Here is a 25,927-nt window from a genome sequence, read left to right as displayed (position 1 = left end):
GAGCCATGAGTGAAGAGATTCCCGCCGCCGAAGGACTGAAGCTGAAGGTGCAGCCCAGCCACCTCAACTTCCCCGTGATCGGCATCGGTGCCTCGGCGGGCGGACTGGCGGCCTTGCTGCGGTTGTTCGAGAACATGCCCAACGACAACGGCATGGCCTTCGTCGTGGTGATGCACCTTTCGCCGCACCACGAGAGCAGCGCCCACGAGATCCTGCAGAAAGTCACCAAGATGAAGGTGCGGCAGATCAGCGAGCCGACCCCCATCGAGCGCAACTGCGTCTACCTGATTTCGCCGGCGATGCAGCTGACCATGAACGATGGCTACCTGCGCGTGACCGAACTCAACCCCGCCCAGCCGCGCCACATCGCCATCGACATCTTCATGCGGACCCTGGCCGACGCCCATGCCGAGCACGCCGTGGCCATCGTCCTCAGCGGCAGTGGCAGCGACGGCTCGGCCGGGCTGTCGCGCGTCAAGGAGCAGGGTGGGGTGACCATCGCCCAGGCCCCGGACGATGCCGAATACGACGAGATGCCCCGCAGTGCCATCGCCACCGGGCAGGTGGATTTCATCCTGCCGGTGGGCGACATCCCGCAGAAACTCATCGACCTGTGGCAGACCATGCGCACCATGCAGTTGCCGGCCGATGCCGAGGTGGCGACGCCGTTCCGCTCCATCGACGACCCGGAACAGTCGCGTGCCGCGGAAACCGCGTTGAAGGACATTCTCACGCTGCTGCGCACCCGCAGCGGCCACGACTTCAAGCATTACAAGCGCGCCACGGTCCTGCGCCGCATCGAGCGGCGCATGCAGGTCAACCGCCTGGGCGACCTGCCGGCGTACCGCGCCTTCCTGCAGAACACACCGGAGGAAGCCCGCCACCTGCTGGCCGACATGCTCATCGGCGTGACCAATTTCTTCCGCGACCGCGAAGCCTTCGAAGCGCTGGAACGGGAGATCATCCCGCGCGTGTTCGACATGCCCGAGTCCGCCGATACGCCGGTGCGGGTGTGGAGCGCCGGCTGCTCGTCGGGTGAGGAAGCCTATTCGCTGGCGATCCTGCTGGCCGAGTACGTCGAGTACCGCGAGAGTGACCGGCAGTTCCAGGTGTTCGCCACCGACATCGACGAGCACGCCATCGCCATCGGCCGCAGCGGCGCGTACCCGGAGGCGATCCTCACCGACATCACCCCGCAGCGCCTGCGCCAGTACGTGACCAAGGAGCAGACCGGCTACCGGGTGAAGAAGGAAATCCGCGAGCGGGTGCTGTTCGCCATGCACAACCTGCTGCGCGACCCGCCGTTCTCCAAGCTGCACCTGATCAGCTGCCGCAACCTGCTGATTTACCTCGACCGCGAAGTGCAGGCAGACATCCTGCAGATGTTCCACTTTGCCCTGGCGCCGGGCGGCTACCTGTTCCTGGGCAGCGCCGAGTCGGCCGACGTCTGCCTGGAACTGTTCACCCCGGTGGACAAGAAGAATCGCATCTACCGCGCCAGGCCCGGCGCGGTGATGGGCCGGCCGGCATCGCCGTTGCCGCTCATCGCCCTGGCGGATACGCCGCAGGCCAGCAGCGAGCGGCCGGCCGAACGCCGGCGCATCTCCTTCGCCGACCTGCACCAGCGGGTGCTGGAGCAATACGCGCCGCCCAGCGTGGTGGTGAACCACGAATCCAGCATCGTGCACATGTCCGACCGGGCCGGGCGCTACCTGCGCTACATCGGCGGCGAGCCCTCGCACCACCTGTTGTCGCTGGTCCATCCGTCGCTGCGCCTGGAGCTGCGTACTGCGCTGTTCCAGGCCTTCCAGACCGGCAAGAGCGTCGAGGCGCGACGGGTCAAGCATGAACGTGACGGCGCCACGGCCTACATCAACATGGTCATCCGGCCGTTCCGCGACCAGGACGCCGACTTCGCCCTGGTGATCTTCGACGAGGTCGAAGAGAGCATGGCCACCGACAGCCCCAGCCACCAGCAGACCGTCAAGGACAGTGTGTTGTCCCAGCTGGAGAGCGAGCTGCAGCGCAACAAGGAGCAACTGCAGGCGACCATCGAGCAGGCGGAAACCTCCACCGAGGAGCTCAAGGCCTCCAACGAGGAATTGCAGGCGATCAACGAGGAGCTGCGTTCCACCACCGAGGAGCTGGAGACCAGCAAGGAAGAATTGCAGTCGATCAACGAAGAGCTGATCACGGTCAACCAGGAGCTCAAGACCAAGGTCGAGGAAACCGGCAAGATCAACGACGACCTGCAGAACCTGATCGCCTCCACGGACATCGCCACGGTGTTCGTCGGCCGCGACATGCGCATCAAGTCCTACACGCCGCGCGCCACGGCGATCTTTAGCATCATCGGCAGCGACACCGGGCGCTCGCTGCTGGACATCACCCACCGTCTGGAGTACCCGGACCTGGCCCACGATGCGACGGCGAGCTTCGAGACGCTGCGCACCATCGAGCGCGAGGTCGCCAGCAAGGATGGCCGGCGCTACCTGGCGCGCATGCTGCCGTACCGCACCACCGACAATGTCATCGATGGCGCGGTGCTGACCTTCATCGACATCACCGAGCGCCGCCTCGCCGAAGACAAAGCACGCGACAGCGAAGAGCGTTTGCGCCTGGCGGTGGAGAGCACCCAGGACTTCATCATCGTCACCCTCGATCGCGAGGGGCGCATCACCGGCTGGAACAAGGGCGCCGAGCGCGCCTATGGATACCGCGAGCAGGAGATCGTCGGCCACAGCCTGGACGTCCTCTTCACCGAGGAGGACCAGCACGCCGGCGCGCCCCGTGAAGAGCTGCGCGTGGCCAGCCAGGTGGGCCGCGCGGAAACCGATCGCTGGCAGCTGCGCAAGGACGGCAGCAGCTTCTTCTGCAGTGGCGTGACCACCGCGCTGCCGCACGGCTTCGCCAAGATGGGCCGCGACGTGACCAGCCGCAAGCGCGCCGAAACCGAGCAGGAGAGCCGCCTGCAGCAGAACCAGGCGAAGGTGCGCCTGCGCGACGAGTTCTTCGCCATGATGTCCCACGAGCTCAAACACCCGCTGAACCTCATCCAGCTCAATGCCGACCTCATCGCGCGGCTCTCGGCGGTGCGTTCCCACGCGGTCGCGGCGCGCGCCATCGAGGGTATCCAGAGCTCGGTGCGCAGCCAGGCGCGGATCATCGACGACCTGCTCGACCTGTCGCGGGTCAATACCGGCAAGCTCAAGCTCAACCTGGCTCCGGTGATCCTGCAGAACGTCATCGAGGATGTGGTCGGCGCGCTGGGCTCCGAGGCCCACGACAAGGACCTGCTGATCGACCTGCAACTGCCGCCGCGCGGCAGCGATCCGCTGGTGGCGGAGGCCGATCCGGTGCGGGTCGAGCAGATCGTCTGGAACCTGCTGAGCAACGCGGTGAAGTTCACCCCGTCCCACGGCAATATCCAGGTCAGCCTGGATCAGGACGAAGGCATGCTGCGCATCCGCGTGCGCGACGATGGCCAGGGCATCGCGGTGGAAGACCTGCCGCGGATCTTCGAGCTGTTCGGCCAGACCGAGCAGCAGCCGCACCTGCCCAAGTCAGGCCTGGGCATTGGCCTGGCGCTGGTGCGCGAGCTGGTGGAGGCGCAGCAGGGGCGCATCGAGGCGACCTCGGCCGGCAGGGGCCAGGGCGCGCTGTTCAGCGTGTGGCTGCCGCAGTATCGCCAGCTCGACCTGCCGGTGGATACCGTGCAGGAGTCCACCGGCCCGCTCGCCGGCGCCCGCCTGTTGTTGGTGGATGACTCGCCGGATATCCGCCTGATCCTCCAGCAACTGCTGGAAATGGAAGGCGCCACGGTCGCCACCGCCGAAGACGGCCCCGCCGCCTTGCGCTGGCTGGAGGCCGAGACCTGCGACCTGATCCTGTCGGACATCGGCATGCCGGGCATGGACGGACACGAGCTGATGCGGCGCGTGCGCCAGTTGCCCGGCCATGCCGGCACGCCGGCGGTGGCGCTCACCGGCTACGGGTCGGCGGCGGATGCCGAGCAGGCGCGCGCGGCGGGCTACAACGCCCACGTCAGCAAGCCGGTGACGCTCGACACCCTGCAGCGGATCGCCCGCGAGCTGGGTGTCAGCGGCGCCATGCAGGAGTAGCCCGCCAGCCCTGCCCGCCGCGCGCGGGCAGGGCGGCCGAGCCTCAGGCGGCGGCGTCCTTGTCGCGCCCGGCGCGCACATCGAAGGCGCCACCGGTGAGCACGCCGTCCACCGTCACGCGGCCCTTGCCGGGCAGCAGGGGGAACACCAGTTCGGCGAAGCGATAGGCTTCCTCCAAGTGCGGATAGCCCGACAGTACGAAGCTGTCGACGCCCAGCGCGGCATATTCCAGCAGCCGCGCGGCCACGGTTTCCGCGTCGCCGACCAGTGCCGTGCCGGAGCCGCCGCGCACCAGGCCCACGCCGGCCCACAGGTTCGGCGCCACTTCCAGCTTGTTGCGATCCCCGCCATGCAGCGCGGCCATGCGTTGCTGGCCGACCGAATCCATCTTCGCGTAGTTGCTCTGCGCGGCGGCGATGGTGGCGTCGTCCAGGTGGCTGATCAGCTCGTCGGCGGCGGCCCAGGCCTTCTCGTTGGTTTCCCGGACGATGACGTGCAGGCGCACGCCGAAACGCACCGTGCGGCCCTGGCGCGCGGCGCGTTCGCGCACGTCGGCGATCTTCTCGGCCACCGCCGCGGGCGGCTCGCCCCAGGTCAGGTAGGCGTCCACGTGCTTGGCCGCCAGTTCGTGCGCGGCGGGGGAGGAGCCGCCGAAGTACAGCGGCGGGTAGGGCTTCTGCAGCGGCGGGAAGAAGTTCTGCGCGCCGTTGACCTTCAGATGCTCGCCGTCATGGTCGACGGTCTCGCCGGACAGCAGGCGGCGCCAGATGGTCAGGAACTCGTCGGACGCCGCGTAACGCTCGTCATGGCTGAGGAAGACGCCGTCAGCCTCCAGTTCGGTGCTGTCGCCGCCGGGCACCACGTTGAGCAGCAGGCGGCCGTTGCTCGCCTGGTCCAGTGTGGCAGCCTGGCGCGCCGAGGCGGTGGGGTTGCCCAGCGAGGTGCGCAGCGCCACCAGCAGCTTGATGCGCTGGGTGACCGGCACCAGGCTGGCGGCGGTCACCCAGGGGTCGAGGCAGCTGCTGCCGGTGGGAATCAGCAGGCCGTCGTAACCGAGTTGGTCGGCGGCCACGGCGATCTGCCGCATGTAGTGGTTGGTCGCGGGGCGGCCGCTGCTGGAATGGCCCAGGTAGCGGGTGTCGCCGGAAGTCGGCAGGAACCAGAAAATATCGAGACTCATGGACTGTCCTCGTTGCCATCGTCGAAGTGGGGCGGCGCCCCGTCGGTGCACGCGTGGCAAGTCTTCATTGGAATTCGGCCCCGGCTGCCGGCATGTTTCGTGCGGTGACTCCGGGATGGGGAAGGCGTCTGGGTGGGTGCAGCGAGTCAGCAAGGCCTGTGCCAGGGCGGCGAGGCGGGGTTTTCGCGGTATCCGAGCACCTTGCAGTGTTGCCTGGGCAACACCGCTGTTGATTCGCTGTTGCAGGGGGAACAGTTGAACCTGCAAAAAAGGCATTAGGTTATGCCTTCCGGCGATTTGTCCTGCGCGGCGGGACCGAGCAGGATAGGCCATCGTGATTGAAAGCCCCCGCAGACCAAGGAACACAGCAAGCGATGAATGACGCCAAGCGATTGAACGAACATGGCCCGGTGAACTGGCAACTGGCGCAGATCGTCGAGGACTTGCGCAGCGCCCGCAACGACTGGCGCACCCGCAGCGGCCGGCATCCGGAGCAGGGCGGTCGCGAACTGCCGTCGCGCCAGTCCGTCGAGGAAGTGGTGGAGCGCCTGGCGAGTGCGCTGTTCCCGATGCGCCTGGGGCCGAACGATCTGCGCGAGGAGAGCGAGGACTTCTTCGTCGGCCACACCCTGGATGCCGCGCTGAACGCGCTGCTGGTGCAAGCCCGCCTGGAGTTGCGTTACAGCGCGCGGCAGCGTGGCGATGTGGTGGACGACCGCATCGATGAGCACGCCGTGGTGCTGGTGCGCGACTTCGCCCGCGCGCTGCCGGAAATGCGCCGCCTGCTGGATGCCGACGTGCTGGCCGCCTACCAGGGCGACCCGGCGGCGCGCAGCGTGGATGAAGTGCTGCTGTGCTACCCGGGTGTGGTGGCGATCATCCATCATCGCCTCGCGCACCATCTTTACAACGCCGGCCTGCCGCTGCTGGCGAGGATCATCTCGGAACTGGCGCATTCGGCCACCGGCATCGACATCCACCCCGGCGCGCAGATCGGCAGCAGTTTCTTCATCGACCACGGCACCGGCGTGGTGATCGGCGAAACCGCGATCATCGGCAAGCAGGTGCGCATCTACCAGGCCGTGACCCTGGGGGCGAAACGCTTCACGTCCGATGAAACCGGCCAGTTGCACAAGGGCGAGCCGCGCCACCCCATCGTCGAGGACGACGTGGTGATCTACGCCGGGGCGACCATTCTCGGTCGCGTCACCATCGGCAAGGGTTCGACCATCGGCGGCAACGTCTGGCTGACCCGTAGCGTGCCGCCTGGCAGCCAGGTGAGCCAGGCCAGCCTGCAGCACGACGAGAGCCGCTGCGGCAAGGACTGAGCGCGTATTGCCTGCGGGACCGCGAAGCGCAGCGGGGGAGTTGACAGCGCCCCCGCGCGTTGAGCAGTATCCGTCAGACATTTCACGCATCGGCAACGACATGCTCCCCATCCACGACCATTCGCTCTCCGCTTCGGGCTTCCTCGCCCAGGCGTGCGCGTGCGTCGTCGTTGCCAAGAAATCGAAGAAACAGTCGCTCATTTGACCGGGGCGCTGTCCCGTCAGATGGGCTGACAGGACACAAGGCGCAAGGTCGAACCTCCCCCCGCTTGATTCCCGCATCCCTCCCTGACGGCGACTACACGGTCAGCCAACAGGAGTTTTTGCATGTCGAATTTTCGTGGGATCTGGGTGGCGCTGGTCACTCCCTTTCGTGATGGCGCGGTCGATTACCCGGCCCTGCAGGGGCTGGTCGCGCATCTGCTGGAGCAGGGCGTCACCGGCCTGGTGGTGTGCGGCACCACGGGCGAGGCCGCAGCGCTCAGCCATGACGAGCAGCTCGAGGTCCTCGACGCCGTGCTGCAATGGGTGCCGGCGCACCAGGTGATCATGGGCCTGGCGGGCAACAACCAGCGCGAACTGCTGGGCTTGCTGGAGGCGATCCAGCGCCGTCCGGTGGCCGGCGTGCTGGTGCCGGCGCCGTATTACATCCGCCCCTCGCAAGCCGGCCTGGAAGCCTTCTTCCGCAGCGTGGCCGATGCCGCCCGCGTGCCGGTGGTGCTCTACGACATTCCCTACCGCACCGGCGTGCGCATCGAGCGCGAGACGCTGCGCCGTATCGTGCGCCATCCGAACATCCGGGCGATCAAGGATTGCGCCGGCGACGTGGAGACCACCCTCGCGCTGATCGCCGACGGCCAAGTAGAGGTGCTCACCGGGGAGGACCTGCAGATCTTCGCCAACCTCTGCCTGGGCGGGGCCGGGGCGATCTCGGCGTCCTCCCATGTGCGCGCGGATCTCTATGTGCAACTGTTCCGGCAGATGGAGGAGGGCGACGTCACCGCCGCGCGGCGCACCTTCTATCGGTTGCTGCCCTGGATGCAGGCGGCCTTTGCCGAAGCGAACCCCGCACCGGTGAAAGGTGCACTGGCCCTGCAGGGGCTCATCGCCAACGAGTTGCGCGAGCCGATGCAGGCATGCACGCCGGCGACACTGGAGCGCCTCGAACGCGTGCTGGCGGATCTGGCCGACTAGGCGCTGCGGTGGCGCGGGAAACGGATCGCAGGCCTGTCCGATCACTTTTCCGCGGCCGCCCTGTGCTCTCGTTCCCCGACGGAATTCGATGTTCGCGGTGTGCGTAACGCGTTACTGAAATGCCGCGCCTGGTGTGGTAACGCGTTACTGAATGTAAGGGATCATTTCCCGTATTGGCAGCCATTCCGCGCGCCGCGGGGCAAGCTCCCGGCCAGGCTTCCCGGCACGCGTGCATGGCGCCAGGCGCCACGGCGGCTGTGCGTTTTTTAGCTACGCTTCCTGCAATGGAGCGGCGAGGTCAGGGCCTCTCTTCGACTGGCTAGGGAGCCGACTCAATGGACACCACGCAGAACGCTTCTTCCCTCTCGACCATCCTGGTGGTCGACGATACGCCTGAAAATCTGATGTTGATGGTCGATCTGCTCAAGGACCGCTACCGCATCAAGGTGGCGAACAACGGGGAGAAGGCGCTGCGCATCCTCGAGGGCGAACACCTTCCCGACCTGATCCTGCTGGACGTGATGATGCCGGGCCTGTCCGGTTACGCCGTGGCCGAACAGGTCAAGGCCAACGCCCGCACCTGCAACATTCCCATCATCTTTCTCACCGCGATGGCCTCGGCCGAGGATGAGATCCACGGGCTGGAGGTGGGGGCGGCCGACTACATCACCAAGCCGATCAGCCCGCCGGTGGTGCTGGCGCGTGTCGCCACCCAGCTCAAGGTCAAAGCCGCCGAAGACTTCCTGCGCGACCAGAACGACTATCTGGAAAGCGAGGTGAAGCGCCGCACCCAGGAGGTCATGGCGATCCAGGACGTGACCATCCAGGCCATGGCCTCGCTGGCGGAGACCCGCGACAACGAAACCGGCAACCACATCCGTCGCACCCAGAACTACGTCAGGCTGCTGGCCGAGCTGCTGCGCGAGCACCCGCGCTTCAGCCAGTTCCTCGATGAGGCGACCATCGAGCTGCTGTACAAATCCGCGCCGCTGCACGACATCGGCAAGGTCGGCATTCCGGATCACATCCTGCTCAAGCCCGGACGTTTTACCCCCGAAGAGTTCGAGATCATGAAGACCCACACCACCCTGGGGCGGGACGCCATCCAGCAGGCGGAAAACCAGTTGGCGGTGAAGGTCGACTTCCTCCGTCTGGCCAAGGAGATCGCCTACAGCCACCAGGAAAAATGGGATGGCAGCGGCTATCCGCAGGGCCTGGCCGCCGACGACATTCCCATCAGTGCCCGCCTCATGGCAGTGGCGGACGTGTATGACGCGCTGATCAGCCACCGCGTGTACAAGCCGGGCATGCCCCATGAAAGGGCCGTGGCGATCATTCGCGAGGGACGCGGCTCGCACTTCGATCCCGATGTCTGCGATGCCTTCCTGGCCAACGCCGAGCGCTTCTGGGACATCGCCCTGCGTTTCGCCGACACCGAGCAGGACAGGGCCAGGCAACTGGCCGCGCTGGAGCACATCGCCCAGGAGCCCTGAGTGGCCATGATGACGCGCCGACAGCCAAGGAGTGCTCGTCGATGAACGTATTCGCTGTGCTCGAGCGGCTGTCCCTGCGTCGCAAGCTGATCCTGGGCTTTACCGCGCTACTGGCGCTGTCCCTCGTCCTGGGCATGGCCAGCCTGCGCCTGCAGGCGGTGCTGCAGCATCAACTGCAGCAGCTCTACAACCGCGACCTGATCGGTGCCAACCACCTGCAGGAGGTGCGGGTCCAATTGCCCAACATCGTCCGCGCCCTGCAACGGGCCGTCGCCACCAGCAGCGCGGACACGCGAATCGCCGCGCTACGGCAGATGGAGGCGGACAAGCAGAACCTGCAGGAGTCCCTGGCGCTTGCCCGGCCGACCGTGTTCCGCGCCGACAACATCGAGCGCCTCGCCGAATTCGAGCTGCTGCTGGAGCGGGTGCTCGCGACCGGCAACGAGGCGCTGCAACTGGCCGGCGAGGGGCGTCAGGGGCAGGCGCAACTGCTGATCAGCGGCGACGAGTTCCAGCAGCTCAACGAGCGCGCCGGTGCGGCGCTCGACCAGATCACCAAGGACAAGCAGGCAGCCCTGCATGACCTGGTCAACGAGATCACCCGCAACGCCGAGCAGGGCAGCCTGCTGACCTACGTGCTGCTCCTGGGCGGCCTGGCCCTGGCGCTCACGCTGGCCTGGCTGGTCAGCCAGTCCATTCGCAAGCCGCTGGAGCGCGTCCGCAACGCAGTCGATCAGCTCACCGCCGGCGACCTGGACCAGCCCATCCCGCATACCGACCTGGACAACGAAACCGGCGACCTCGCGCGCGCCATCGCCAAGTTGCAGATCCAGGCGCGCCAGCTGGAACGGCAACGCTGGATCAAGGCCCAGGTATCGCTCGTGCAGATCGATATCCAGGCGGCCGAAACGCCCGAGCAGCTGGGCCGTCTGTTCCTGCAGCGCCTGGTGCCGATGATGGGCGCCTGCCAGGCGGTGCTCTACGTGCTCTTTGAGGGCGCGAGCCACCTGCAGCTCCTGGGCGGTTATGCGCTGGACAGGGCGTTTCCGCCGGCGGACCGCGTGGCCCTCGGCGAGGGCTTGCTCGGCCAGTGCGCGCTGGACCGCACGCCCCGCCAGTTCACCGACCTGCCGGGGAAGTTCTGGCACATCCGCTCCGAGCTGGGCGAGGCCGCCGCCAGCCATCTGCTGGTGCAGCCGGTGATGCGCGGCGAGCGCTTGCTGGGGGTCCTGGAGCTGGCCGGGCTGCGGGAGCCGTCGGAGCTGGAGTCCGCCCTGCTGCAGGAGGTCCTGCCGCGGCTGGCGGGGGCCATGGCCATTATGGAACGCAGTGAAACGGCCCAGGCGCTGCTGGCGGAAACACGCCGGCAGGCCGACGCCATGGCGGCGCAGACGCTGCTGCTGGAAAGCCAGGCGACGGAGCTGGAGTCCCGCCAGGCGGCGCTGCAGGCGACGGAGGCATGGTATCGCGGGATCATCGAGGCCTCGCCGGACGGCATGCTGGTGCTGGGGGAGGACGGCTGCATCCTGATGACCAACCCGCAGCTGGACGCCCTGTTCGGCTACGAGCGCGGCGAACTGGTCGGCTCCACCGTGGAACGCCTGGTACCGCAGGCCATCCGCGAGCGGCATGTGGGCTTGCGCAACGGCTTCATGTCCACCCGGATCACACGGCAGATGGGCGCCAACCTCGACGACCTGCGTGGCGTGCGCAAGGACGGCAGCCTGTTTTCGGTGGAGATCGGCCTGTCGCACCTGCCGAGCCTGGAAGGACGCGGCCGCTGCGTCTGCGCGTCGGTGCGGGATGTGAGCGAACGGCGGGCCATGGAAAGCAGCCTGCGCACCGCCAGCGACCGTTTGAGCCTGGCCCAGGAAGCCGGCGATATCGGCGTGTTCGATGTCGACTTCACCACGGGGCAGGATTACTGGACGCCGCAGCTGGAGAAAATGTTCGGGCTCGAACCGGGCGGATTCGGCGGCACGATGGCGGCCTGGAAGGCCCTGCTGCATCCCGAGGACGCCGAGGCGACGGACCAGGCCTATGCCGTGGCGGCGGCCAGCGGCGCCGAGCGCTATGAATGCGACTTCCGCATCATCCGGCAGAACGACGGCCAGGTGCGGACCTTCAGGTCCCTGAGCCGCTTCACCCGCGCACCGGACGGCACGCCGTTGCGCGCCACCGGGGTGAACATCGACGTCACCGAGCTGATCGCCGCTCGCGCGGCGGCGGAGGCGGCCACCCTGGCCAAGAGCGAGTTCCTGGCCAACATGAGCCACGAGATCCGCACGCCCATGAATGCCATCATCGGCATGAGCCACCTGGCACTGCGCAGCGGCCTGGACAACAAGCAGCGCAACTACATCGAGAAGGTGCATCGATCCGCCGAGAACCTGCTGGGCATCATCAACGACATCCTCGACTTCTCGAAGATCGAGGCCGGCAAGATGAGCCTCGAACAGATTCCCTTCCGCCTGGAGGACGTGCTGGACAGCTTTGCCGGCATGGTCGGCCTCAAGGCCGAGGACAAGGGGCTGGAGCTGCTCTTCCAGACCGATCCCGAGCTGCCCACCGCACTGATCGGCGATCCGCTTCGACTGGGGCAGGTGCTGATCAACCTGGGCAACAACGCCGCCAAGTTCACCGAGCGGGGGGAGATCGTGGCGGGCGTCGATGCGGTCGAGGCCACCGACGAACAGGCCGAGCTGCACTTCTGGGTGCGCGACACCGGCATCGGCATGACCCAGGAGCAATGCGAGCGCCTGTTCCAGTCGTTCAGCCAGGCCGACAACTCCACCACCCGCAAATACGGCGGCACCGGTCTGGGCCTGTCCATCTCGAAGAAGCTGGTGGAACTGATGGGCGGCCGTATCTGGGTGGAGAGCGAGCAGGGGCGGGGCTCGACCTTCCACTTCGTGGTTCGGCTGGGCGTGCAGCAGGGCGTGCGGCCGCGACGCATGTTCAAGGCCGACGAGCTGCTGGGCACGCGCGTCCTGGTGGTGGACGACAACGCCAGCGCGCGGGAAATCCTGTCCGGCATGGCGCGCAGTTTCGGTCTGGAGGTGGACGTCGCGGACAGCGGCGGCATGGCCCTGCGCCTGCTCGCCGATGCCGAAGCCCGCACGTTGCCCTATGACGTGGTGCTGATGGATTGGAAGATGCCGGGCATGGACGGCATGGAGACGGTCAGCCGGATGTATGCCGGCGACCTGCGCCATACCCCCTCGGTGATCATGGTGACCGCCTTCGGTCGCGATGAGGCCCACGAGGAAGCCGAGCGCCAGGGCATTACGCTGCCGCTGGTACTCACCAAGCCCGTCACGCCCTCGTCGTTGCTCGAAGCCATCGCCGTGGTGCTGGGACAGGTCCCGCCCAGCGAAACCCGCGCCACCGAACGCTCCGGCCACACGGCCAGCAACCTGGCCGGCCTCAACGGCGCCCGGCTGCTGCTGGTGGAAGACAACGAGCTGAACCAGGAGCTTGCACGCGAGCTGCTGGAGAGCGCCGGCATCCACCTGGAGCTGGCCGGCAACGGCCAGCAGGCGCTGGACATCCTCGCGGTCGACGACGGCTTCGATGGCGTGCTGATGGATTGCCAGATGCCGGTCATGGACGGTTACACCGCCACCCGCAAGATCCGCGAGCAGGCGCGCTTCGCCGAGCTGCCGGTGCTGGCCATGACCGCCAACGCCATGGAGGGGGACCGCGAGCGGGCGATGGCCAGCGGCATGAACGACCATATTTCCAAGCCGCTCAACGTCGATGCGATGTTCGCCACGCTGGCCAGATGGATCGTCCCCAGGGGCAGGGGGCAGGACGCCGTGCAGCAAACGCCAGCGCCGCTGGCCGGTGTGCTGCCCGATAGCCTGGAAGGCATCGACATGGCTGCCGGACTGGCCACCTGCATGGGCCGGCCCGAGCTGTATCGGCGCCTGCTGATCAAGTTTCGCGACGCCCAGGCCGGGTTCCCCGAGCGATTTTGCAGCGCCCTGGGCGATGCGGACGAAACCGCCGCCGCGCGCATGGCCCACACGCTGCGCGGAACGGCCGGCAACATCGGCGCCACGGCCATCGCCCAGGCCGCTGCCGCTCTGGAGCAGGCGTGCCAGGCCGGCGAGGCCCAGGCGATTATCGACGACCTGCTCGCCGCGTTGATGCAGCGCCTGGCCCCCACCTTGAACGCCCTCGCCACACTTGCTGCCGATGCCGCGCCCAGCGCTCCGGCCCAGGCGCAGCAGGGCGATGAACAACTGGAGCGGGAGCTGGCCCGTCTGCAGCAATTGCTGAGCGAAAGCGACTCGGACGCCATCAAGGCCGTCGAACGGCTGCGCCAACGCCACCTCCAGCCGGGCCTGGCCCAGCGCCTGGCCGAGGTGGCGCAACAGCTCGATCAGTTCGACTTTGACCGAGCCCTGGAGCTGCTGCGCAGCGAGTTGTCGTGATCGTCGCCACCCTCATGGCAGCCGTTGCGGTGATAATGCGCAGCCGCAGCCTGTCGGCAGGGGCTGCGGCCCGCCACGGACATGACCTGAGCAAGTCCGGCTAGGCGCGCCCAGCGCGGGGTGGGAGAACCTGTCGTCGACCGCATAACCAGGAGCGCCAACCCGGTGCCTGCTATTTCGACTGCCTACGCCAAACGCTTCGACGCCGTGCTTGCTTACATCGACGCCCACCTGGAGGGTGACCTTTCGGTGCGGACCTTGAGCGAGGTGGCGCATTTCTCGGTGTTTCACTTCCATCGGCAATTCACCGGCTATGTCGGCGTGCCGGTTGCGCGTTATGTGCAACTGATGCGCCTGCGGCGCGCGGCGCATCGCCTGGCTTCCGGCGCGCCCTACACGGTGCTGGACGCCTCCCTCGATGCAGGCTTCGACAGCCCCGAGGCATTCACCCGGGCGTTTCGACGGGACTTCGGCATGGCGCCCAGTGCCTTCCGGCAGCAGCCGAACTGGCAGACCTGGCATGCGGTTTTCGACATTCCCCATTTTTCCAGGAGCATCACCATGCAGGTACGTATCGTCGATTTCCCCGAAGTCCGGGTTGCCGCCCTCCAACACTGCGGCTCGCCGGCATCGCTCGATGCGAGCGTGCGCCAGTTCATCCAGTGGCGCATGGGCAGCGGGCAATCGCCGGTCGGCGCGAGCCGCACCTTCGGCATTCCCTACGGCAACCCCGATACCACGCCGGCGGAAGACTTCCGCTTCGATATCTGCGGCGAGATCAGCGAGGCCGTGGCGCCGAACGACCAGGGCGTCCGCGAGCTGGTCATTCCCGGCGGCCGCTGCGTGGTGGTGCGCCACGTCGGCTCGCCCGATCACATCGGCGAAAGCATCTACCCGATCTATCGCGACTGGCTACCCGTCAGCAACGAAGAGCTTCGCGACCATCCGCTGTTCTTCCACTACCTGAGCGTCTTCCCGGAGACGCCCCTGGAGCAGTGGCAGACGGATATCTATATCCCGCTGCAATGACACGCTCTGCCGCCTTGCCGCCGTCCGAACCCCGGCCGGCGGCTGGCGGCATTAATGAGCATGGGATTTTGACTCGACTGCGTCCATCGCTCCGGCGCTGGTGCGCCCCGTCGCGCGAGTACTGCTCAGAACGCCGGCCTCCCCCGGAGCGTTGCGCGAAGCCCGCCCGGGGCAGGTTGCTCGACTGTGCACGCTGTTGCCGAGCCGCTCGTGCCGCTCCCTGGCAGACCGTAACGAAACCGACGTCGGCTCCACGCTGCCACCCCAACCTCCGCTCCCGGCTCGCCTATGCTTCTGCGCGGGACGCGCAGTTTAAGGAGAGCGGGGGATGGCAACGGTTCTGCTGGTGGATCCGACGCCCATTGTGCGCAGCGCATTGCGGGATCTGTTGGAAGGTATGGGGCACGTGGTGGCGGCGGAGGCGGAGGACGTGCTCTCCGCGTTGAGCCATTCCCGCAGGGTGCAGGTTGACCTGGTGATACTGGAACTTGCCCTGGGCGGGGCTGGCGGACTCGATCTGCTGCGCAGGCTGCGTGCACGCGAGCCGAAACAGAAGTTGCTGGTGTACAGCCGGCAGAACCCGTCGCATTTTGCGCCGCTGTGTTTTCAGGCAGGCGCCAGCGGCTTTGTCAGCAAGGATGAAGACCTGAGCGACCTGCGCAGGGCGATAGTCGACGTGCTGGCCGGGCGCGCGCATTTTGCCCGCGAGCATATGCAGCCCGGGCCCGGCAACGAGCTGGAGGGGCTGACACCGCGCGAGCTGGCCGTTCTACAGCTGATTGCAGAGGGCAACTCGAATATCCGCATTGCGGAGCAACTGCGGATCAGCTTCAAAACGGTCAGCACCTACAAGGGACATCTTCTCGAAAAGCTGCACGTGGGCTCCAGTGTCGAGCTGGCGGAAATTGCCCGGCGCAATGGTCTGGTGGGGGACCAGCCCCCGGCTGGCGCGGTCACGCAGGACAGCTTGCCGCTGGAACTGGGCATGCTGCGCAGCCTGGTCGACTCAGCGCCGAATCCGATGTTCGTGCGATCGATCGAGGGGCGATTGCTGTTCTGTAACCAGCGTTTCCTCGACCACTTCCGTATCACTGCCGAAGAGGCACTCGATTCCGGCCTCACCGATGCCCGCTGGTTCCCGCCGGCATTGCGCGAAACCCTCCCGGAGACATTCCGCCGGCTGGTCAATGACGGCGTACCTATCGCGGTGACCAACCGTGTCGAGATTTTCGGGGAGCCACGGGTACTGCATTACTGGATGGTGCCGTACCGCGACCTCAACGGCAGGCTGTCCGGCATGCTCGGCGGGCTGCAGGACATTACCGCCAGCGAGGAACACCTGCTCGAGTTGCGCGACCGTGCACTGGTCGCCGAGGCGCGACTGCGCCAGCGCTCCGCGTTCTATCTCTCGTCGCTGGCCGAACTGGCGGGGCGCCTGGAGGACTTGAAGCTGCATCCCGCCACGCCCGGCCTGCCCGACCTCACGGCGCGCCTGGAGCGTTTGCGTCGCGTCTGCGCGCTGGAGGAGGGGAAGGTGGCCACCTCGCCCGTGGTGGGCGACCTGCCCACGCTGATACAGCGCAGCCTGACCGGGCACTCGGCGAGCATGCTGCGGGTCCCTCGCAGCCCTGTCGGCCGCGTCTGGATCGATACGGCGGTCTTCTCGGAGTGGATCACCACCACCCTGGCGCTGTTTCGCGCCGATGCCGAGGTTCCGGTGAAAGTGCGCCTGGAACTGGGGCTGCGCGAGCATGGCCGAGTCTGGGTGTTGCTGGCGATGTCCGGCCAGACGGCCAGGGACAGCATCATCGATCGTAGCCACGCCGAACGTCTGGCCGAGCTCATGAGGGGCAGATTCCTGTGTGAGCGTATCGACGATGACGTGAATGTGAGCCTCGAACTTGAGCTGCTTCTGGCCAGCCAATAGCGAATATCGAATAACTCCGATGGCGTCGCCTGAAGGACTCTGAGTTCGCTCGGGCGGCCCCCTTCCTAGCATGTGCGCAACTCGTCCATTTGCGGAGTTGCCGCCATGAACCTCACCTCGAAATCCTCTCTTTCGCGCCGCCCCGGCGCTCTGTCCATGCTCGCCATTGCGCTGTTGATCGGCAGCGGCGTCGCCCTTGCCGACCCGGTCGGCGCCGCGAAGCAGCCTGCCCAGCCCATGGTGCTGCTGGCCCACCAGCAACTGCTCGAAGGCGACCTCGCCGCCGCCCAGGCCCTGCTTCGCGAAGCGGCGGCCGAAGGACAGGGCGGCACCCGTGCCCTGGCGGAGCAGGCCTTCCTCGAAGATGCCAACGGCCGTCATATGCGCGCCCGGCAGTTCTACGACGCGCTCAAGGGCAGCGACCAGAGCGCCATCGTCGCCGTGCCTTCGGCGGTGAACCTGGCCGCCCTGGCTCGCTTCGATCTGGCGCGCAATGCCTTCGCCGACCTGCAGAAGCACTCGTCGAATCCGCAGATCCAGGCCTATGCCGGCCTTTGGGGGCTGTGGCTTGGCGCTCGCGGCGCCAGCGATGCCGGGCTCAAGCCGGATGCCGCCAAGGCGCGGGTGCAGAAGCTCGCCCGTGGCATCAAGGCCGTCACTCCCCAGCAGCGCGCGCTGGTTGCCCTGTACCAGGGCAAGACCGACAGCTCGGCGGTGTTCGCCGAAATCGATGCCCTGCAGGCCCCCGACGCGGTCAAGCGTGACCTGCGCACCGAGGCAGGCCTGTTCGCCGGCGCCTATCTGGACTACGTCCGCCAGGACCCTGCAGGCGCGCTGCGTCTCTACCAGCGCGCCCTCGACCAATCCCGGCCGTCGGCCATGGAGCGCCCGCTGCTGATCCAGTCCAGCCGCGCCCTGCAACTGTCTTCCCGCTGAATTCCCCCTATCCACGCCAGGGCAACCCCCTGGAAGGAGTTTTCTCATGAACAGGATTTATCGTCTGGTCTGGTCCAGGGCCCAGCACTGCTGGTGCGTGGCCTGCGAATTTGCCCGCCGCTCGGGCAAGAGCGGTCGCACTCTGGCCGTGGTGGGCGTTGGCGCCCTCAGTGGCCTCGGCCTGGGCGACGCCGTTGCGGCAGGTGGCTCAGCCTACGAGAAAGGCATCGCCGGCAACCCCGGACTGTACGTCAACGACAGCACCGACTCGGGCTGCGTCTTCGTCCATGATACGGGCGTGACCGGCGACATGGGCTGGAAGTACGACGGCAACAACAGCAACTGCAAGTCTGGCGACAAATCCACCCAGACCGGCCGGGTGCTCTTCTATGGCACCGGTAGCCAGGCCGAGGGCACCAACTCGCTGACGCTGGGAAATGAGCTGTTCGTCAATGGCGGGCGCCTCGGCCTGAACAACAAGATCGATGGCACCAACTCGCTGGCCATCGGCAACGTCGGCACGGATTCCTCGGGTGTCCAGACGGGGACGCGTGCTCTCGGCGTCCAGTCGATAGCGATCGGCAACAATGCACTCGCCAACGGGCACAACGCCGTGGCGCTGGGCACCGGCGCCGCCGCCACCACGGACAACAGCGTAGCGCTGGGCGCCGGCAGCACCACTACGGCGAACCTGGGCCTGTGGGCCTATGCACCGTACTGGATGCCGGTTGCCGGCCAAAATCCGGTCGGCGAGGTCTCCGTCGGCTCCCCAGGCGCCGAACGGCGCATTACCAACCTGGCCGCGGGCGCCGAAGACACCGATGCGGTGAACGTCTCGCAGCTGCGCGGCGTGGCCGATCGCACCGAGAAGCTTGCCCAGGATGCGCTGCTCTGGGACTGGAGCGCCAATGGCGGTCAAGGCGCGTTCAGCGCCAACCATTGGGGCATGCCGAGCAAGATCACCAACGTGGCTCCCGGTGAGCTGTCCGACAGTTCGATGGATGCGGTCAACGGCTCGCAACTGCACGAAACCAACCAGCAGGTCGCCAACGTCGATCATCGCGTCAGCATCGTCGACAACCGGGTAGGCGACGTCTTTGGTGACGATAGCCAAACCAACGTCCAGGAAAATGGCCGCGGTATCCGCTACGTGCGCACCAATGACAACGGCTTGCCGGTCGACGATGCCTACGCGAAAGGGCAGGGTTCCACTGCGGTTGGCTACCAGGCCCAGGCCGCTGGTAACGACTCCCTGGCCATGGGCCGCAATGCCAGTGCCACCGCCGGCAACAGTGTGGCGCTAGGCGCCAACAGCGCCACCACTGCCGACCTCAGCCGTCCGGCCTATGTTCCTTACGGTGGCTACGCGGTTGGAGTGCCTTCGGGGGAAGTTTCGATGGGCACGGCAGGTGCCGAGCGGCGCATCACCAACGTGGCCGCGGGCGCCGACGACACCGATGCCGTGAACGTCTCGCAACTGCGCGGCATCACTGATCGTACCGATAAGCTCGCCCAGGACGCGCTGGTCTGGGACCCGAACGCCAATGGCGGGCAGGGCGCGTTCAGCGCCAACCATTATGGGTCCGGCCCGAACAAGATCACCCACATCGCCGCTGGCGATCTGAACGCCACTTCCACCGATGCGGTCAACGGCTCGCAACTGCACGAGACCAACCAGCAGGTCGCCAACGTCGATCACCGCGTCAGCATCGTCGACAACCGGGTAGGCGACGTCTTTGGTGACGATAGCCACACCAACGTCCAGGAAAATGGCCGCGGTATCCGCTACGTGCGCACCAACGACGATGGCTTGCCGGTGGACGACGCCTTCGCCAAGGGCCAGGGCTCCACTGCCGTGGGCTACCAGGCGCAAGCCAGCGGTGAAAGTGCCCTGGCGTTGGGCCGCAATGCCAGTGCCACGGCCGACAACAGCGTGGCGCTGGGCGCCAACAGCGCCACCACTGCCGACCTCAGCCATCCGGCGTATGCCGCTGCCGGAGCCGCGGTGGCCGGCACCGCTACCGGCGAAGTGTCCGTGGGCGCCGCCGGTGCCGAGCGCCGTGTCACCAACGTGGCGGCCGGCGCCGATGAAACCGACGCGGTCAACGTCTCGCAACTCAAGGGTGTTGCCGACCGCACCGAGCAACTGGCCCAGGACGCTCTGGCCTGGGACCCGGCGGCCAATGGCGGCACCGGTGCCTACAACGCCAGCCACGGCGGGCGCGGGCCGAACAGGATCACCCAGGTTGCGGCAGGGGAGGTCAGCGCTGGCTCCACGGACGCCATCAACGGCTCGCAGCTGTATGAAGTGACCACCCAGATCAGCAACATCACCCTGGGGCGCACCAAGTACTTCCACGCGACTTCGGAGAAGGCCGATTCGGTCGCCAGCGGCGCCGACTCCATCGCCGTCGGCCCGGCAGCCCAGGCTTCGGGTTCCTCGTCCCTCGCCGTGGGGGACGGCGCCACTGCCAGCGCCGCTAACGCCAGCGCCATCGGTGCCAACGCCAGTGCCAGCGGCAGCGGTGCAGCCGCGATGGGTAGCGGCGCCAACGCCAGTGGTACCTCCGCGGTGGCCGTGGGCGAGGGCGCTGCAGCCAGTGGCGAGCGCAGCATGGCCATGGGGGCCGGATCCGTTGCGCAGGCCAATGACAGCGTTGCGCTGGGCGCAGGCTCGGTGGCCGACCGTGACAACAGCGTCTCGGTGGGCAGCGCCGGCAACGAACGGCAGATCACCAACGTGAAAGCCGGCGAGGCTGATACCGATGCCGTCAACGTGTCGCAACTGCGCGACCACGGTAACGCGATCAACAGCACCATCAACAACGTCGACAATCGGGTCACCCAGGCGAAGACCGACATCACCCAGCTGCAGAACGGCACCGATGGCATGTTCCAGGTGAACAACACCAGTCATCTGTCCAAGCCTCGCCCAACCGGTGCCGACTCGCTGGCCGGCGGCGCAGGCGCTGTAGCCAGCGGCGACAACAGTGCCGCCATCGGCAGCGGTGCCCGCGCGGCCGGCCGCAACGCGACGGCGCTGGGCAATGGAGCCGACGCCCCGGCATCCAACTCCGTCGCCCTGGGCGCAGGCTCGGTGGCCGACCGCGACAACAGCGTCTCGGTGGGCAGTGCCGGTCAGGAACGGCAGATCACCAACGTCGCCGCGGGGACGGCGGCCACCGATGCCGTGAACGTCGGTCAGCTCCAGAAGAGCATGGGTGACATCTCCAACCAGTTCTACGACTACACCGATTCCCGCTACAACGCGCTGCGCCACGACCTGAAGAAACAGGATGACATTCTGAGTTCGGGCATCGCCGGCGCCATGGCCATGGCGACCCTGCCGCAGCCGTATTCGCCGGGGGCCAGCATGGCTGCCGTGGGCCTGGGCAATTACCGCGGCCAGGGTGCGCTGGCGGTCGGCGTGTCGAAGATCTCCGACAACGGCAAATGGGTCACCAAGCTGCAGGGCAGCACGACCAGTCAGGGCGATACCGGCGTCTCCGTCGGTGTTGGTTATCAATGGTGAGTTTTTCCATCCAGGCCCGGCTCCGGCCGGGCCTCTTCGAGGAGATCGAGATGAACACTTTCAAACCCTTCGCCGTCCGCACGCTCGTCATCGCTTGCGCCAGCCTGCTGCTGGCGGCCTGTGGCACCCACAGCAGCGTCGATGAGCAGGGGCACAGCGCCGCGCCGCAGTTCCCGTCGATCAGCGACTCCTACCGGCCCCAAGGCAGCTACGTGAACCTGGAGAACCTGGCCAAGGTCCAGCCGGGCATGAGCAAGGCCCAGCTGTACGAACTGCTCGGCACGCCGCACTTCCACGAAGGTCTGTTCGGTGTGCGCGAGTGGGACTACATCCTGCGCTTCCGCCGCCCGGCCCAGAGCGACCTGGTCTGCCAGTACAAGGTTCTGTTCGACAAAGACATGCAGGCGCAGAGCTTCCTGTACTCCCCGGTTGACTGCCAGGAGCAGCTCAAGCCCGTCGTGGCGCCCGCACCGCAGCCGGTGCAACGCCTCACCCTGGCCGCCGACGCTGCCTTCGCTTTCGACAGCGCCCGGTTGAGCGCCGAAGGCCAGGCCAGGCTGCAGCGCCTGGCCGCGCAGCTCCAGGGGCAGCATCCCACAGCCATCGCCATCACCGGACACACCGACCGCCTGGGTGCGCGCGAGTACAACCTCGACCTCTCGCTGCGCCGCGCTGAATCCGTGCGTGACTACCTCCTTGGCGCCGGCGTGCCCGCTGCGCTGATGCAGGTACGGGGAGTGGGCGCGGCACAGCCAATCACGGATTGCCCGCATGCGCCGCGCGCCCAGCTGATCCACTGCCTGGCAGCCAACCGCCGGGTCACCGTCGAAATCACCGCCGCCGTGGCGCAACCCATCAAGAGCGAGGAATGAGCCATGACCACTTCCCGTAAATGGCTGACTGCAATGCTGCTGCCCATCTGCCTGCTGGCCGGCTGCAAGGAGGCCGACCAGACCACCGCCAGTGCGCTTGCCAAGCCTCCTGCACAACCATTGCGCACGCTGGAGTACCCCGCGCTGCCGGTGATCCGCAACGCGATCTTCAGCATGTCGCCCCTGGTGGATGGCAAGCGCAACCCGGCCGTCATGCAGCACATCTGCGGCCTGGCACGCGGCGAGATGAGTCAGTCGGAGGTCGACCGGTTCGTCAGCGCCAGCGGCGAGACGAGCGCCGGCCTGAAGCAGAAGGGCGGGGTGACCGCCCTGTTGGTCAGCGGCAACCACAGCGGGCAGGAAATCGCCTGTGCCGCGTACCTGGCCACCGCGCCGCTCATCCAGGTCGACGGCGCCCAGTTCATCGCCGCACAGAAGGGCGCTGACGGCAAGCTGCAGGTCGACCAGGCACGCCTGAGCGAGGTCATGGCAGTGCGCATGGCCCTGGCTCGCGTGGATGCCGAGTACTTCACGCTGATCGCCGAGAAACTGCAGCAGACCCCGGGCCTGACCGATGCCCAGTACCAGGCTCGCACGCGCGAGCTGTTTTCCGAACTGGCGCCGGCCTTCCTCAAGCGCGTCAAGCAGCAGATGCCTCCGGCCGGCACCCGCTTCGACCTGAAGCGCCTGGACAACGAACGCTTCGCCTTCGGCACGTCCAACGGTGGCGAATACGAGTACAGCAACGACGGCATGACCCTGCGCCAGGACAACATCACCTGGTACGGCGACGGGCAACTGATGGGACAGCGCCGCACCTTGCAGATCGCCTACTACCCCGAAGCTGTGACTCAAAGGCTCGAATAATGGCTGGCCCAGCAGGGAACTCACGGCTGAAACGGCGGCCCTGGGTTCCCTGTGCCGGCCACCGCAACCCGCTTTCACGCTATATCAAGCGTTTGATCAAGGCGAATGGATTCGCAGTAGTGATTCACCGGAAACCTGACCCCGGTGAGCAATACGCAAGGCCGATAGTCTTCGAAATATTGCGTGCCCTTAAGGACTAGGTCGCTCGAATCGGCTTTTTCGCTTCCAAGTTGAAGGTGGGGTGGATGGAACATCCACTTCTGGCCGATTTTTGCCTGTAACGAGGGGCAGCTACCGACCCTGAGCGGCCATTCGCCTGGCCTCTCAGCCGTGGAGAAATCTGGGGACAATGCCTACGCAGGGTTGAACACTTTAGGCACTAATAACCGCGCGCAGTCTGACTAAGTCTGGCGCATCCGATTCGACGTAGAAAAGATCGTCGGCTGAACCTGTTGCGTTGTCAGCAATGCCAATGACGAAATCGCGCCCGAACTGCGAGCGCAGATGAACCAGACGTGCAACAACGCGCTCGATGTCAGCAAACCAATCATTCTGCTCGTTTCTGGGGCTGGGAAGCGCCAAGTTGATTCCAAGGTCCCAGTCCGGCAAATCACCCGAGCGGCTGCCAATGCCCTTTGCCTTCTGGTTCACCACCAGCGGCCGGGAAAGGACCCAGCCCGGCGCTGCAGCAAGCTCTACGAGTTCCTTTTCTATGCCCGCAACGACGTCGTCTAAGTCTGAACCATCTACATATGCATACAGGGTGTGTCGTTGCATAGTTCACTGGATATCCGAGGGTACGAATCTCCGATTGTGTGCAATCTCGTCGTAGATGTCGATCGGCCGATTTTGGCCGATAGCTCCTCTCGCCCAACGTGCATTGCTACAGACTGCACTTTGATTTTATGCCTTCCCGTTCAGTTGCAAATCCAGTAGGTGGCCGGCGCGGGCCAGGGCTCTGATTGATTTAATCTTTAATCTCTTCCTCCCATTTAAAATATGGGGAAATGGAGTGCTCTATTGATGCTTCTTTTAGAATCGCTCTGATCCTCAGAACGTCGAGTGCCTGTCCGGAAAAGATCAAGAAATGACCCTTTTTGAGTGTTTCTCTAGCATTCAATAGATTGGATGAGGTGATTTTCGCCACGGCCAGGACGTGAGACCTGTTGCTGTAATTTCCGAGGCAGATGATTTTATATATGCACTCGTCCAGGAAAATTGGCGATCTATTGGTAGTCACTACGGACCAGCCGCATTTCTTGCATATCAATCCTTGGGAGCTCCCACTTCTTAATAGTTCTGGAATGCTCCCGCAGGACGCGCACTTTTCTTCATGACTGCATGATTTCACTGTGGCCTTCTACGTGAAAAGATCTTGAATTCGTCTTGCCTTTGAGGTTTTAGGGGCGGCAGCTGTCATCCATAGCGGGCGTTGGGCAGCTTGGCCAGTCAACGGTGCCCACTGAGGGCGGCAGCCAGAAATTTTTCAGAAAATCGTTGGCCTAGCCCCGAGATTATGTAGCTCAGGCCAAAGCCCCTGCGCAAGAACTTACCCCTGCATAAGCCCCCGGATCATTCGGTCGAACGCTTCGACCGTGAAGGGCTTGGTCAGGAAAGTGGCGCTTGGCGGGATGCCGCGGCGGTGCCAGTGGATGGCGGATGTCACGACCACCGGCAGGGCGGGGATCGATTCGGTGGCGAACCGGGCAACCTCGATGCCGGAGGTCTCGCCAGCGAGGTTGACGTCCGTGATGAGCAGGTCGATCTCGGGATGCTGGCGCAGGAACGCGATGGCGTCCTCGCCCTTGGCGAAGGGGTGGACGGAGCCGTCGGTCAATTCCTGCAGGAGGTCGACCAGCAGCATTTGCATGATGGCGTCATCTTCGACGAGAACGACATGGCGGGGTCGGGCCATTCTCGGATCCGTTTGGCGGGTTGGACAGTGAAGGCGCCGCGAGGTCGCTGCAGCGCGCGGGTAATATTCTGTACGATTTTACATTTTTGTACAGATTGACCCGTCGGCGCTGTGCTTCCCGCATCAGAGCTGCAGCGTTCCCCGCAGCAAAAGGCGCAGGCGCTGGGCGCTATTGGCCGGGCTGCTGCCCAGCGCGACGAGCGGGACGCCGGGCACGGCGGCGGCGATCTGCTCGGCGGCTTCGCCGACCAGCGCCAGGGGGCATTCGATGGCCATCTGCAAGCGCTCCAGGCGCTTGAGGATGTCGGCGGGCGGGGCCACGTGCTGCAGCAGCACCAGCGCGGCCGGCCGGGTCGCCGCGCAGATCAGCGGCAGTTCCTCCAGCGGCGCGGCCGGGCCGATGGGCTGGACGCGTACGTCCTCGCCACCCAGCAGCAGGCCGGCGGCGAGGAGTTCGAATTCCTGCGTGGTGCCGGCGGCGTCCGCCAGCAGCACACGGGTGCATTCCTCGCGGCTCATCTGCAGGCGCAGGAGCACCCGGGCGCGCAGGAAGGCGTCGAGAAACAGCCATTGGCTGCGGGCGCCGTAGGCGTTGAGCGTCAGCAGGGAGCGCCACAGCGGCAGCAGGATGTCTTCCAGCAGCGTGGCCGTCGGGAAGATGCTGTAGGCCTGGCCGTAGAGCCGGTCGAGCTCGGCCTGGTCGAACTCCGCCGCGGCGCGGGAAAATGCCTCGCGCCAGTGGTCGCGCTCATCACTGGACTTCTCCGGTTCCTGGCGTTGGCGCTGCGCCAGCAGTTCGCCGATCTTGCCCACCGCCATGCCTCGGCTGGACCACAGCAGGATGTCCTGGATGGTCTGCAGGTCGCGGGGGGAGTACAGGCGATGGCCGCCATCGGTGCGCAGCGGGCTGACCAGCCCGTAGCGGCGCTCCCAGGCACGCAGGGTCACCGGGTTGACGCCGGTGAGGCGCACCACCTCGCGCATGGGCAACAGTTCGCTGGGGTCGATATCCGAGAGGTCGTTCATGGCGCAGCCAGGCGGCAAAGAAGCATGGATTGTAAACCAGCAACGGGCCTGTGGCCGAGCTAGGCAGT

The 25,927-nt window shown here is 66.2% G+C and carries 15 protein-coding genes; 11 read left to right on the top strand and 4 right to left on the bottom strand.

Annotated features, from left to right (window positions below):
• The first annotated feature begins 5 nt into the window (after positions 1-5).
• Positions 6-4,121, top strand: coding sequence for a CheR family methyltransferase (locus tag ACNFIA_RS18860; RefSeq protein ID WP_416787619.1), 4,116 nt, complete (start codon positions 6-8; stop codon positions 4,119-4,121).
• Between the two features lie 43 nt (positions 4,122-4,164).
• Here ACNFIA_RS18860 and ssuD read toward each other — a convergent pair whose 3' ends face one another.
• Positions 4,165-5,301, bottom strand: a complete 1,137-nt coding sequence (gene ssuD / locus ACNFIA_RS18855; protein ID WP_416787616.1) for an FMNH2-dependent alkanesulfonate monooxygenase — start codon at positions 5,299-5,301, stop codon at positions 4,165-4,167.
• 374 nt (positions 5,302-5,675) lie between these two features.
• Between ssuD and epsC the strand changes: the two genes are divergently transcribed.
• From epsC to ACNFIA_RS18805, 10 genes are all read left to right on the top strand, one after another.
• Positions 5,676-6,629 carry a serine O-acetyltransferase EpsC gene (epsC, locus tag ACNFIA_RS18850; protein ID WP_259754908.1) on the top strand — a complete coding sequence of 318 codons (954 nt, stop codon included), beginning with the start codon at positions 5,676-5,678 and terminating at the stop codon, positions 6,627-6,629.
• 327 nt (positions 6,630-6,956) lie between these two features.
• Positions 6,957-7,823, top strand: a complete 867-nt coding sequence (gene dapA, locus ACNFIA_RS18845; protein ID WP_416787614.1) for a 4-hydroxy-tetrahydrodipicolinate synthase — start codon at positions 6,957-6,959, stop codon at positions 7,821-7,823.
• 335 nt (positions 7,824-8,158) lie between these two features.
• Positions 8,159-9,316 (top strand): HD domain-containing phosphohydrolase, encoded by a 1,158-nt coding sequence (locus ACNFIA_RS18840; protein WP_416787611.1) that lies wholly within the window; start codon positions 8,159-8,161, stop codon positions 9,314-9,316.
• Between the two features lie 41 nt (positions 9,317-9,357).
• Entirely contained in the window at positions 9,358-13,755 is a 4,398-nt protein-coding gene (locus ACNFIA_RS18835) for a response regulator (protein ID WP_416787608.1), read from the top strand.
• 174 nt (positions 13,756-13,929) lie between these two features.
• Positions 13,930-14,784 carry an AraC family transcriptional regulator gene (locus ACNFIA_RS18830; RefSeq protein WP_416788004.1) on the top strand — a complete coding sequence of 285 codons (855 nt, stop codon included), beginning with the start codon at positions 13,930-13,932 and terminating at the stop codon, positions 14,782-14,784.
• Between the two features lie 328 nt (positions 14,785-15,112).
• The gene (locus ACNFIA_RS18825) at positions 15,113-16,711 is read left to right on the top strand and encodes a response regulator (protein WP_416787606.1); all 1,599 of its coding nucleotides are present in this window, start codon (positions 15,113-15,115) and stop codon (positions 16,709-16,711) included.
• 105 nt (positions 16,712-16,816) lie between these two features.
• A complete protein-coding gene (locus ACNFIA_RS18820) occupies positions 16,817-17,647 on the top strand; it encodes a hypothetical protein (protein WP_416787603.1) in 831 nt (276 codons plus the stop codon).
• 46 nt (positions 17,648-17,693) lie between these two features.
• Entirely contained in the window at positions 17,694-21,179 is a 3,486-nt protein-coding gene (locus ACNFIA_RS18815) for a YadA-like family protein (protein WP_416787600.1), read from the top strand.
• 50 nt (positions 21,180-21,229) lie between these two features.
• A complete protein-coding gene (locus tag ACNFIA_RS18810; protein ID WP_416787597.1) occupies positions 21,230-22,051 on the top strand; it encodes an OmpA family protein in 822 nt (273 codons plus the stop codon).
• Positions 22,052-22,054: 3 nt separating this feature from the next.
• Positions 22,055-22,918 (top strand): hypothetical protein, encoded by an 864-nt coding sequence (locus ACNFIA_RS18805; RefSeq protein ID WP_416787594.1) that lies wholly within the window; start codon positions 22,055-22,057, stop codon positions 22,916-22,918.
• 372 nt (positions 22,919-23,290) lie between these two features.
• Here ACNFIA_RS18805 and ACNFIA_RS18800 read toward each other — a convergent pair whose 3' ends face one another.
• The 3 genes from ACNFIA_RS18800 to ACNFIA_RS18790 all read right to left on the bottom strand — a co-directional run bounded on the left by ACNFIA_RS18800 (position 23,291) and on the right by ACNFIA_RS18790 (position 25,859).
• On the bottom strand, positions 23,291-23,695 hold the full coding sequence (locus ACNFIA_RS18800; protein WP_416787591.1) for a hypothetical protein: 405 nt from the start codon (positions 23,693-23,695) through the stop codon (positions 23,291-23,293).
• Positions 23,696-24,467: 772 nt separating this feature from the next.
• On the bottom strand, positions 24,468-24,833 hold the full coding sequence (locus tag ACNFIA_RS18795) for a response regulator (protein ID WP_259754936.1): 366 nt from the start codon (positions 24,831-24,833) through the stop codon (positions 24,468-24,470).
• 123 nt (positions 24,834-24,956) lie between these two features.
• Positions 24,957-25,859 (bottom strand): MerR family transcriptional regulator, encoded by a 903-nt coding sequence (locus tag ACNFIA_RS18790; protein ID WP_416787587.1) that lies wholly within the window; start codon positions 25,857-25,859, stop codon positions 24,957-24,959.
• Positions 25,860-25,927 lie beyond the last annotated feature (68 nt).

This window comes from Pseudomonas sp. NY15437 (genome assembly GCF_048068435.1).
In the GTDB taxonomy this organism is placed as follows: Bacteria; Pseudomonadota; Gammaproteobacteria; order Pseudomonadales; family Pseudomonadaceae; genus Pseudomonas; species Pseudomonas nitroreducens_B.
The sequence above is the reverse complement of the archived record's forward strand: the minus strand, read 5'-3'. Positions and strand labels throughout refer to the sequence as shown.